Below are 11,539 nucleotides of genomic sequence, written 5' to 3'. Positions count from 1 at the left end.
AAATAATTAACAATTATGGTTCCATTCTATTCACAAATGTCATTTACTATGCAACTTCATAAACAAAATCAATAATTGTGCGTTGGATTACAGATAAATTGTTTTCTAACGACTACAATTTAGAGCAATTAAGAAAATAAAAACTCTTAAATTACTCGATTATTTTCGTTTTTGTTACTTCACCAATAATAAACACTCAATGATTTTCTTAAAAAGAGAAGGAATGAGTGAATAAATAATTTAGCATGCCATCGGAGGCGTATATGTTAAGCATTTTTAAACCAGCACCTCACATACAGAGGCTGCCAGCTGACAAGATAGACCCTGTCTATCGTAAGCTTCGCTGGCAGATCTTCATGGGTATTTTCTTTGGTTACGCAGCGTATTATCTAGTCCGAAAGAACTTTGCGTTAGCGATGCCATATCTTGTTGAACAGGGGTTTTCAAAAGGTGACCTTGGTTTCGCATTATCCGGTATTTCAATTGCCTACGGCTTTTCTAAATTTATCATGGGGTCATTCTCTGACCGTGCGAACCCGCGCTACTTCTTACCCGCAGGTCTGATCCTAGCCTCTTTAGTCATGTTAGTTATGGGCTTTGTACCATGGGCGACTTCTAGCATCATGGTCATGTTCGTTCTATTGTTCCTTTGTGGTTGGTTCCAAGGTATGGGTTGGCCTCCATGTGGGCGTACAATGGTTCACTGGTGGTCACAAAAAGAACGCGGTGGTATCGTTTCTGTTTGGAACTGTGCCCACAACGTTGGTGGTGGTATCCCGCCATTGCTATTCATGTTAGGTATGGCATGGTTTAACGACTGGAAAGCTGCTCTGTATATGCCTGCATTGGCTGCTATCCTTGTTGCGATTATCGCATTTGCATTAATGCGCGATACACCACAATCTTGTGGTCTTCCACCTATCGAAGAATACAAAAACGACTATCCAACAGACTATAAAGAGTCTGATGAACAAGAGCTAACCGCAAAAGAAATCTTCATGAAGTATGTCTTCCCTAACAAACTGTTATGGATGATTGCGATTGCCAACGTATTTGTTTACTTATTACGTTACGGTGTTTTGGACTGGTCTCCGACTTATCTGCGTGAAGTAAAACACTTCGCTATGGATAAATCTTCATGGGCCTACTTCTTATATGAATACGCAGGTATCCCAGGAACACTTCTGTGTGGTTGGATGTCGGATAAAGTTTTCCGCGGTAACCGTGGTGCAACAGGTGTGTTCTTTATGACCTTAGTAACCATCGCAACTATCGTATTCTGGATGAACCCAGCGGGTAACCCAAATATTGATATGGCCTGTATGTTGGTCATCGGTTTCTTAATTTATGGCCCGGTGATGTTAATTGGTTTACACGCACTTGAACTGGCTCCGAAAAAAGCGGCAGGTACAGCAGCAGGCTTTACTGGCTTGTTCGGTTACCTCGGGGGTTCAGTTGCGGCAAGTGCTATCGTCGGTTATACCGTTGACTTCTTCGGTTGGGACGGTGGCTTCGCTGTCATGATTGGTGGTTCAGCATTAGCGGTTGTTCTACTGTTTATCGTGATGTTAAGCGAAAGCAAACATAAACGTGAATTAGCAAACTCACAATAAGCATTCATCAAATGTTCATTGTTAATCGCTAGACTCGTGGGCTATATCAAAAAATGATGTAGCCCATTTTTTTTATCCAATTAAAGTGCCAAGGAGATATAATCATGAACTTTCCATTAAAAACATTGGTGGCAAGTATGGTTTTAGTGATGTCAGTGTCTGCCGTAGCTCAAGCTTCAGGTAAAGTCGTCATTGCACATCGTGGTGCAAGTGGTTATTTACCCGAACATACTCTACCCGCTAAAGCAATGGCTTACGCACAAGGTGCAGACTTTCTTGAACAAGATTTAGTCATGACAAAGGATAACGAGCTTGTGGTGTTACACGACCACTATCTTGATCGGGTTACAGATGTTGCCGAACGTTTTCCAGATCGTGCTCGCAAAGATGGCCGTTACTATGCGATAGACTTTACGCTGGATGAAATTAAATCTCTTAAATTCACTGAAGGATTTGATATTGTTGATGGCAAGAAAGTCCAGAGTTACCCGAATCGTTTCCCAATGGGTAAATCAGACTTTCGTGTTCATACATTTCAAGAAGAAATTGAGTTTGTTCAGGGCTTAAACAAATCCACAGGTAAAAATATTGGTATTTACCCAGAAATTAAAGCACCTTGGTTCCATCAACAAGAAGGGAAAGATATCACTAAAAAAACACTAGAGGTGCTAAAAGCATATGGCTATACCAACAAAGACTCTAATGTTTACCTACAATCGTTTGACCCAAATGATCTAAAACGGATTAAAAACACATTGATGCCTGAAATGGGGATGGATCTTAAGTTAATTCAGTTGATCGCTTACACGGACTGGAATGAAACTCAAGAACAAAAACCAGATGGTACTTGGGTTAACTATAATTACGACTGGATGATGAAACCTGGTGCAATGAAAGAAATTGCCACATACGCTGATGGTATTGGCCCTGATTACCATATGCTAATCGATGAAGAGTCTACCCCAACTAATATCAAAGTGAATGATATGGTAAAAGAAGCCCATGAAAACAAAATGGCAGTTCACCCATTCACCATTCGTGTCGACAAGCTACCTAAATATGCAAAAGATGGGCAGCAGCTTTATGACATCATCTATAACCAAGCAAATGTTGATGGTGCCTTTACCGACTTCCCTGATTTAGGCGTTAAATTTCTAGAACAACAAAAATAGCTTTTATTGGTTGTAAAACAATAATGCAGCCATCTGGCTGCATTATTAGAAACGGTTTATTTCGCTGTTACGCAATAGTAACGGGAAACGCGATGACATCGCTAATCTTTTCTGCATTTAATGCCATCATGATTAACCTATCAACCCCAACAGCAACGCCTGAGCAATCAGGTAAGCCGTGCTCAAGCGCTGACAATAAATGCTCATCAATAGGCTGAATAGCTAACCCCATTGCCGCACGCTTACGGTTATCTTGCTCAAAGCGTTGGCGCTGTTCACTGGCATCGGTTAATTCATGGAAGCCATTCGCTAATTCCATCCCTTTGTAATACACCTCAAAACGCTCTGCTACCCGGTGATCTTCTGTGCTAATCACAGCTAACGAAGCTTGAGTCGCCGGAAAATGATAAACCACTGCCGGCCTTTCTTTACCAATATGAGGTTCAACCCCCATAGTAAATAACAACTGCAATAAGGTATCTTTATCTTCTTCGTTATCAGCGATATTGCTTAAATCTAAGCGTGCAGCGACTTCTCGTAACTCACTTTTCTCTGCTGAAAGTGGGTCAATATCCAGATAACGTAAAAATGCTTGCTGATAAGAAAGCAGCTCGGCACTTTCGCATTCTAAAACCTGTTGTAATAAGTCATCAACTTCATTGATTAAACGGTACATATCGAAATGTGGGCGATACCATTCAAGCATGGTAAATTCAGGGTTATGGTGCCTCCCCGCCTCTTCATTTCTAAAGCTTCGACCTAATTGGTAGATAGGCCCACTACCCGCAGCGAGTAAGCGTTTCATATGATATTCAGGGCTTGTCATCAAATATAAATTCAGCCCCTGTGCGGCTCCAGGGCCAACAAAACGCGTTTCAAATGGAACAAGATGAATGTCAGTTACAGTTGCCTGACTCATTGCTGGTGTTTCGACCTCAAGTACACAGCGATCAGTAAAAAAACGCCTGATTTCCGCAATAATTTTTGCGCGCTGTAGCAGGTTAGCGATGGGGGCGGTTGGCTGCCAGTTCGCTATATCACTCATGAAGATGACTCCAAAATAAACTTAGTCGTGCAGTGTACCCACCTCACCTGCAACACACAATGAATTTACACTGATAAAGCATAATTATCTGGGTAAAAAAACATGATTGCTTACGGGCCGTGTTAGACACTAAAGGTGAGTAAAGAGATGCTGATTATCACCTGCTTTACACGATTAGGCAAAGTCTTTACTTTTTAGTAGAAATGGTACCGCTTGTACTAGAATGAACAAAAGAATAAAAAGAACACAAAACATGATTATTTCTTATGTTATGTGACACAACTGTTAATAAAAAAACGAAACGATTCGCTTTCTCAACTTATTTTAGAAATTAAACAATAAAATAAAATTTATCTGCAAAATAAATAGTGAAGCCGCTCGCAAATAAATATTCAATATGAATTAAAATATTCAGCGATAATAACAATATTATTCACTTAAAGTTGATAAAACCCGAGTATTCTACTTGGTTTTATATACTATAATAGTATGTAAATTTAATGATAATTATTTGAAATTCCTTTTTATTCACTGTTAACAAACTAAAAAAACATAAAATGTAAAAACAATTTATAAAAAGAAGATCAATATCACACTTTATTGCTAATTTTGGCTAAAACCCCCCTCTATATCAAATTTATCTTGGGGACTATTCGTTATAATTCACAGCATGATAAGTCATTATTAGCTATTATATTATTTACTATTAAAAAACAGATATTTTGTCGTTTAGCCCAAAGTTAAATGACAAATGACATAGCTAATTATCAAAAGTATTTAAAAGAATTTATCAATTTACACTTGAACAATGGAGAAGCGCAGTGCAAACCTTCAATGCCGATTTAGCGATTATCGGGGCCGGGGGCGCAGGCTTACGTGCAGCAATTGCTGCCGCTGAAGCAAATCCCAATATCAAGATTGCTCTGGTCTCAAAAGTATACCCAATGCGTAGCCACACAGTGGCCGCAGAGGGGGGATCAGCTGCAGTTACTCAGGCTCATGACTCCTATGACTATCATTTTAATGATACTGTTGCTGGTGGGGACTGGCTGTGTGAGCAAGATGTCGTCGATTATTTCGTCGAACATTGCCCTACAGAAATGACCCAACTAGAACTATGGGGTTGCCCGTGGAGCCGTAAACCAGATGGTTCAGTTAACGTCCGCCGCTTTGGTGGGATGAAAATTGAACGTACATGGTTTGCTGCCGATAAAACCGGCTTCCACATGCTCCATACGTTATTCCAGACATCATTAAAATATCCGCAAATTCAACGTTTTGACGAGCATTTTGTTCTAGATATCATTGTCGATGAAGGTCAAGCTCGTGGCCTTGTTGCACTTAACATGATGGAAGGCACCAAAGTTCAAATCCGTGCGAACTCTATCGTTATGGCAACAGGTGGGGCTGGTCGTGTTTATCGTTACAATACCAACGGTGGTATCGTAACAGGCGATGGTATGGGGATGGCATTTCGCCATGGGGTTCCACTACGAGACATGGAATTCGTGCAATATCACCCAACGGGTCTGCCAGGTTCAGGTATCTTAATGACCGAAGGTTGCCGTGGTGAAGGTGGTATCCTTGTTAATAAAGATGGCTACCGTTACTTGCAAGATTATGGAATGGGGCCAGAAACACCGCTCGGCAAGCCTGAAAATAAATATATGGAACTGGGCCCTCGTGACAAAGTTTCTCAAGCCTTCTGGCACGAATGGCGTGCAGGTCGCACCATTAGCACACACCGTGGTGATGTTGTGTATCTGGATCTTCGCCACCTTGGTGCAGAAAAACTGCATGAGCGTTTACCATTTATTTGTGAATTGGCGAAAGCCTACGTGGGTGTTGACCCAGTCACAGACCCTATTCCTGTTCGCCCAACGGCTCACTACACCATGGGTGGTATCGAAACAGATCACAATACTGAAACCCGTATTAAAGGCCTGTTTGCAGTGGGTGAATGTTCGTCTGTCGGCTTACACGGCGCAAACCGTTTAGGCTCTAACTCACTCGCTGAGCTAGTAGTATTTGGTCGCTTAGCCGGTGAACAAGCTGCCCGCCATGCTGCTGAGGCAACGCCAGCCAATGCAAATGCTATCGAAGCCCGTACTCGTGATATCGAAGCTGACCTCAGCAAGCTCATGAACCAAAAAGGGAAAGAGAGCTGGTCGAAAATCCGTGATGAAATGGGAATTTCGATGGAAGAAGGCTGCGGTATCTACCGTACTCCTGAATTAATGCAAAAAACGGTTGATAAGATTGCTGAACTGAAAGAACGCTTCAAAAATGTCGAAATTACCGACCATAGCAGCGTCTTTAATACTGACCTACTGTACACCATTGAATTAGGCTTTGGCCTTGATGTGGCGGAATGTATGGCTCACTCTGCAATCAACCGTAAAGAATCACGTGGTGCACACCAACGTTTAGATGAAGGCTGTACTGAGCGTGATGATGTGAATTTCCTTAAACATACTTTGGCATTCTATAACCCTGAGGGCTCCCCTCGTTTAGAATACAGTGATGTGAAAATCACGAAATCTCAGCCAGCTAAACGTGTTTACGGTGCCGAAGCTGAAGCTCAAGATAAGGCGAAGAAGGAGCAAGCTAATGGATGATATGAAACACCTAAAAATGGAGATCATGCGTTACAATCCGGAAACGGATAGTGAACCCCATTTGGTGACGTATGATGTCCCTTACGATGAGCAAACTTCTTTGTTAGATGCGTTAGGCTATATCAAAGATAACCTTGCTCCAGACCTGTCTTATCGTTGGTCTTGTCGTATGGCTATCTGTGGTTCTTGTGGCATGATGGTAGATAAAGTCCCTAAACTGGCTTGTAAAACCTTCCTGCGTGAATACCCACAAGGTATGAAAGTTGAGCCGTTAGGTAACTTCCCAATCGAGCGTGACCTTGTTGTTGATATGACTCACTTTATTGAGCGTTTAGAAGCAATCAAACCCTATATTATTGGGAATGATCGCAAACCATCTGAAGGCCCAAATAAACAAACGCCTGCACAGATGGCTAAATACCATCAGTTCTCAGGTTGTATCAACTGTGGTCTGTGCTATGCAGCTTGCCCACAATTTGGACTGAACCCAGAGTTCATCGGACCAGCCGCGATCACATTGGCAGAGCGCTACAATTTAGATAACCGAGACCATGGTGCGAAAGAGCGCATGACCTTGTTAAATGGTGACAACGGTGTCTGGAGCTGTACGTTTGTAGGCTACTGCTCTGAAGTCTGTCCTAAGCATGTCGACCCTGCAGGCGCTATCCAGCAAGGTAAAGTTGCCAGTGCGCAAGACTTTGTTATCGCCATGCTGAAGCCACGATAAGGAGAATTGAAGTCATGACTACGAAACGTAAACCCTATGTCAGAGAAATGAAGGGCGACTGGTGGCAAAAGCTCGGTTTTTACCGCTTTTACATCATGCGTGAAAGCACCTCCGTTCTTCAGGTCTGGTTCAGTATTTTAGTCCTGTATGGGGTGTTTGCGCTTAAAAGCGGTCCTGAGTCTTGGGCTGGCTTTGTTGGTTTTTTAAGTAACCCAATTATTCTTATTATTAACATCATTACGTTAGCTGCAACGCTGCTACATACCACAACGTGGTTCAACCTTGCACCTAAAGCTGTCAGTATTATTGTTAAAGATAAGAAAATGTCTGATGAGCCTATCGTTAAAGGCTTTTGGGCTGTCACGATTGTCGTCACTGCGGCAATTTTAGCTATCGCATTGTTATTTTAATCGAAGGAGAATCTGATGAATCTAACGCCTAAACGTTCCGATGAGCCGATTTTCTGGGGGTTATTTGGTGCTGGTGGTATGTGGAGTGCTGTAATTGGCCCCGCAATTATCATCCTGTTAGGGATTTTAATTCCACTGGGTGTCGCACCAGAAATGCTTAGCTATGAACGCATTATGGCATTTTGCCAAAGCTTTATCGGCCGCGTTTTCTTATTACTGATGATTATTCTGCCAGTATGGTGTGGTATGCACCGTATTCACCATACACTGCACGATTTTAAAATCCATGTCCCTGCAACTAAATGGGTTTTCTATGGCGGCTCAGCGATCATTAGTGTGATCGCAGTTATCGGTGTTTTCACTCTGTAATTGCGAACCTAACAAAATATACATACCCCATTAGCTATTGAGTAATGGGGTATTTTTTATTTAAATAGTGGCATTTTTAAATAATAGATGAATATATTTATCCATCGCTTATAAACAAGAAAACCTTCTATTTTTACGCCAATACACCCTTTTAGCCACCCTAAACTGCATAATTCCCAAGCTAAAAAACATTCAGAATAACCTGAAGTTAAATCAAAACCTTACTTGCTATGATCAATAATGCCTTTTAGAAAAGTCATTAATTATCAAATATCAATGTATTAATCATACCCCTCTAAGAATAAAGGGTAGCATTCACACATTCTTTATTTTTATCAATATTCTTATGTTAGGAGAAATTTAAATGGAATTTAAAACTCTATTTGTTGCACTATTAATTTCGAGTGCATTCGTATTACCCGCACAGGCTGATTCCTTTTCTGTTAAAAAAGAATCTTCCAACCAAATGCCAACCGAAACAGAGTTGTATAATGATTGCATAAAGTCTAATACTTACAGTTACTTACCAACGCCTGGTGAACCCCAGTCTTCCGTAAATAAAAAACGTGCAAAAAGAAAAGCAGCCGTAGAGAAAAAATGTAAATGTGTGGCTCCACGCGAATATAAGCTGTTAAAAGATATAGTAGGAAATGACCTCAATTCTTTTACGGCAAAAATGCAAGCCGATGAACAACTCGCGATGGCAACAGCTAAAAAATTGGTAGAACAAAAACGCCAAATTGAAAAACAATGTTCTAAATAAATCCACCACTCGCACAAATCCCCCCTATTGTGCGAGCCTAAAAACACAGACACCTTATCACTGCTTTTCGAAACCATTAATCAATGCTTCTAAACCAAATAAAAAAGCCTCTGTGCCATCATCTTGATCCATAATTTGCAAAGCATCTTTTAATAGTCGAGGCATCGTATCATCTGCTATTTGTTGCCTATCATTAAGTGCTGCGATATGTTCTTGCTGCTCTAACACAGAACCTAACGTAAAATGACCAACCGCGCTTATGGCATATAACCCACATTTTAATGAAAAACCATTGTCCACCATAAACTGCAACTGCATTTCTACGGTGTCATATTGGTCTGAACTCGGGCGAGTCCCTAAATGCACTTTTGCGCCATCACGGTAACTTAATAATGCATCACGAAAGCTCAATGCATTATTACGTAAAAATTGTTGCCACGTTTCCCCAACTGCGGGTAATGAATGACGATGATTACGCTTTAGCATTTCAACAGATAATGCATCCAACAATGTGCGCTTGTTCTTCACATGCCAATATAGTGTAGGCTGCTCTACGCCCAGTTTTTGAGCTAGTTTTCGCGTTGTCAGCCCTTCCATTCCCACTTCATTTAGCAACTCTAATGCCACTGTGATGATGGTTTCTTTATCTAATCGCGCCATACTGCCCTCTCTTTTTTTCTATTGACACTCTATCACTGATAGGGATATATTCCAACTCTATCAATGATAGAGAAAAAACGATGAATAAATTTGCGATCACCGCTTTAACGATCACCGCCCTAGATGCTATGGGGATCGGCTTGATCATGCCTGTATTGCCTACATTGTTACGTGAATACGTGTCGGCTGAAAATTTAGCAAATCATTACGGTATCCTGCTGGCACTGTATGCCATCATGCAGGTTTTTTTTGCTCCTCTACTTGGCAAATGGTCTGATAAATTCGGGCGCCGACCAATATTACTACTATCTCTTGCAGGCGCTGCTGTGGATTACACTTTGCTTGCATTATCTAGCTCACTTTGGATGCTATACGTTGGGCGATTAATTTCTGGAGTTACTGGCGCAACAGGTGCGGTCGCCGCTTCTGTTATTGCTGACAATACTGCTTCACAAGAGCGTACTAAGTGGTTTGGACGCTTAGGGGCGGCTTTTGGTATCGGGTTAATCGCTGGCCCTGCAATTGGCGGCTTTACAGGGCAATTCTCAGCTCACCTTCCTTTTATTATTGCTGCCATTTTAAATGCGCTCTCTTTTTTAGTTATTATGTTGATATTTAAAGATAATAAAATCAAAAATACTGAAAAAAACACCACAGAAACAGCAGAAAATTCGCGACCTTTCCTGCAAGTGATCAAGCCAGTCATACTATTGTTATTTATCTTTTTTATGACTCAAATGATAGGGCAAATTCCAGCAACGACATGGGTGTTATTTACGGAACATCGTTTTCAATGGGGCAGTATGGAGGTCGGCCTATCTTTAGCGGGGTTAGGCATCATGCATGCCTTGTTCCAAGCATTTGTAGCGGGCGCAATCGCCAAGAAATTCAATGAAAAAGTGACGATTATTGTGGGCTTTGTTGTTGATGGAGCAGCATTCATTATTTTGTCATTATTGACAAAGGGTTGGATGATTTACCCTACATTAATCTTACTCGCCGGCGGCAGTATTGCGCTACCAGCCTTACAGGGGTTAATGTCAGCTCAAGTCAATCAAACTAACCAAGGTAAGCTACAAGGCATTCTAGTCAGCTTAACCAATACGACGGGGGTGATCGGCCCATTATTATTTAGCTTTATTTTTGGTCAAACACTGGCAAGTTGGGATGGCTGGATATGGATGATTGGTGCGATAATGTATGTTTTATTGATTGTATTTATTTTATCTTTTTATAGAAGCACCAAAAAGATAGTTAAAATAGCGAAGCTACCAGCGAGCTAAGTTTTAGCATATCAATATTAAGTGCTATGATACCCCTATCAGATTTGCTTTTAGCACAAGATATTAAGAGACAAACCCTATGACATTACCCCCTAAAAAACCAAGAACAAAACCTGCGGAAGAAAGGCTAGATGACCTAATGAATGCAGCGGAAAAACTGTTTCTTTCTAAAGGGTTTGTGAGTACCACCGTCAGCGAAATTGTTTTATCAGCTGATGTAGCAAAAGGGACCTTTTATCATTATTTTCAATCTAAAAATGATATCATGGAAGCCCTGCGCACACGCTATATGGACTGGTATTTAGGCCATATTCAAACGGCTTTAGATAGCCAAACAAGCGCCTGTGAAAAATTAAAAGCATGGTGCGAAAATAGCGTCAAATACTATGTCGAAAAACAAAATATTCACGACATGTTATTTCATGACGAATACCACGGCCGCAGCAATGATCATGAAACCCGTGCCGTTGAGCAGATTAAAACTATTTTAGCTTTCGGTGAACAAAACAAAGCGTGGCCAGAGTTGCCTAATGAATTGATGTCGACAATGATTTACCATTCGATGCATGCTGCGGTTGATAATTTATCGACTAGCACCGAATACAATCAACATAATTTAGGCCAAATCCTCTACCAGCGCTTTAGCCAACTTCTAAAATAATTTAGCCATCCATGCAGTGATACCTCGCTGCATTTCTCATATTTTTCCTTCTCTTACATTATCTATTTTTATTTAGATATCAAACTATTACTTAACTCCCTTTTTTATAGGCTCATTACACCTCATCATTTAAATGCAAATGATTATTAATTATATTGACCGACGGTCGGTTTACGATCTATGCTAACGAAATTAAAATTTCACATTAACCCATTGGC

Annotated in this window: 11 protein-coding genes; 9 read left to right on the top strand and 2 right to left on the bottom strand. The window is 40.9% G+C overall.

The window, feature by feature from the left end; all coding sequences use genetic code 11:
- Positions 1-263: 263 nt before the first annotated feature.
- Positions 264-1,613 (top strand): glycerol-3-phosphate transporter, encoded by a 1,350-nt coding sequence (gene glpT, locus M1F14_RS06620; RefSeq protein WP_042846353.1) that lies wholly within the window; start codon positions 264-266, stop codon positions 1,611-1,613.
- A 104-nt stretch (positions 1,614-1,717) separates the two neighbouring features.
- Complete coding sequence (gene glpQ, locus M1F14_RS06615) at positions 1,718-2,785, top strand: glycerophosphodiester phosphodiesterase (protein WP_042846355.1); 1,068 nt, start codon at positions 1,718-1,720, stop codon at positions 2,783-2,785.
- Positions 2,786-2,852: 67 nt separating this feature from the next.
- On the opposite strand, the gene epmA is transcribed toward glpQ, so the two are convergent.
- Entirely contained in the window at positions 2,853-3,830 is a 978-nt protein-coding gene (gene epmA / locus M1F14_RS06610) for an elongation factor P--(R)-beta-lysine ligase (RefSeq protein ID WP_042846358.1), read from the bottom strand.
- A gap of 821 nt (positions 3,831-4,651) precedes the next feature.
- Here epmA and frdA point away from each other — a divergent pair.
- The 5 genes from frdA to M1F14_RS06585 all read left to right on the top strand — a co-directional run bounded on the left by frdA (position 4,652) and on the right by M1F14_RS06585 (position 8,717).
- Positions 4,652-6,448 (top strand): fumarate reductase (quinol) flavoprotein subunit, encoded by a 1,797-nt coding sequence (gene frdA, locus M1F14_RS06605; RefSeq protein ID WP_042846359.1) that lies wholly within the window; start codon positions 4,652-4,654, stop codon positions 6,446-6,448.
- Positions 6,441-7,175: a succinate dehydrogenase/fumarate reductase iron-sulfur subunit gene (locus tag M1F14_RS06600; RefSeq protein ID WP_004258616.1), complete on the top strand. Its 735-nt coding sequence runs from the start codon at positions 6,441-6,443 to the stop codon at positions 7,173-7,175. Before frdA ends, M1F14_RS06600 begins: the two co-directional genes overlap by 8 nt.
- A gap of 14 nt (positions 7,176-7,189) precedes the next feature.
- A complete protein-coding gene (frdC, locus tag M1F14_RS06595; protein ID WP_042846360.1) occupies positions 7,190-7,585 on the top strand; it encodes a fumarate reductase subunit FrdC in 396 nt (131 codons plus the stop codon).
- 15 nt (positions 7,586-7,600) lie between these two features.
- Complete coding sequence (gene frdD / locus M1F14_RS06590; RefSeq protein ID WP_042846361.1) at positions 7,601-7,954, top strand: fumarate reductase subunit FrdD; 354 nt, start codon at positions 7,601-7,603, stop codon at positions 7,952-7,954.
- Positions 7,955-8,318: 364 nt separating this feature from the next.
- Entirely contained in the window at positions 8,319-8,717 is a 399-nt protein-coding gene (locus M1F14_RS06585; protein ID WP_042846363.1) for a hypothetical protein, read from the top strand.
- Positions 8,718-8,774: 57 nt separating this feature from the next.
- On the opposite strand, the gene tetR is transcribed toward M1F14_RS06585, so the two are convergent.
- Positions 8,775-9,377, bottom strand: coding sequence for a tetracycline resistance transcriptional repressor TetR (gene tetR / locus M1F14_RS06580; protein ID WP_000113092.1), 603 nt, complete (start codon positions 9,375-9,377; stop codon positions 8,775-8,777).
- 80 nt (positions 9,378-9,457) lie between these two features.
- On the opposite strand from tetR, the gene tet(59) reads away from it, so the two are divergent.
- Positions 9,458-10,660 (top strand): tetracycline efflux MFS transporter Tet(59), encoded by a 1,203-nt coding sequence (tet(59), locus tag M1F14_RS06575; protein WP_048606094.1) that lies wholly within the window; start codon positions 9,458-9,460, stop codon positions 10,658-10,660.
- Between the two features lie 79 nt (positions 10,661-10,739).
- Positions 10,740-11,321, top strand: a complete 582-nt coding sequence (locus M1F14_RS06570) for a TetR/AcrR family transcriptional regulator (protein WP_048606093.1) — start codon at positions 10,740-10,742, stop codon at positions 11,319-11,321.
- The last annotated feature ends 218 nt before the right edge of the window (positions 11,322-11,539 follow it).

The sequence above is a fragment of the Providencia sp. PROV003 genome (assembly GCF_045040775.1).
GTDB lineage: Bacteria > Pseudomonadota > Gammaproteobacteria > Enterobacterales > Enterobacteriaceae > Providencia > Providencia huashanensis.
This window is presented reverse-complemented; position numbering and strand designations above follow the sequence as displayed.